Origin of the sequence: Neisseria sp. P0014.S009 (genome assembly GCF_051958155.1) — a bacterium.
GTDB lineage: Bacteria > Pseudomonadota > Gammaproteobacteria > Burkholderiales > Neisseriaceae > Neisseria > Neisseria flavescens_C.
The window spans coordinates 1-237 of record NZ_JBQCVS010000257.1 but is presented as its reverse complement, the minus strand read 5'-3'; the positions used below and the strand labels follow the sequence as shown (position 1 = coordinate 237).

Genomic DNA, 237 nt, shown 5'->3' with positions numbered 1-237 from the left:
ATTGTACACCGTGTTGCCTACCTTTTACGGGTGCAACATGTTCCCGCATCCGCCATCATTGTATTGACTTTCAACCGTTTGGCGGCGCAGGAGGTCAAGCGCCGCCTGTTCGGACTGGTCGGCCCTCTTGCTGCTGCCGTTACGGTTATGACTTATGACGGTATGGCAATGCGGCTTTTGGGTGTGCGCTTTGACGGCAACAACCGAGAATACGGCAAAAGTCAGTTTAAAGAATGG

The 237-nt window shown here is 52.7% G+C and carries 1 protein-coding gene; it reads left to right on the top strand.

What is annotated here, in order from left to right:
• Positions 1 to 237, top strand: a 237-nt coding sequence (locus ACTHS4_RS12565) for a UvrD-helicase domain-containing protein (protein WP_440366052.1), incomplete at both ends; no start/stop codon positions are given.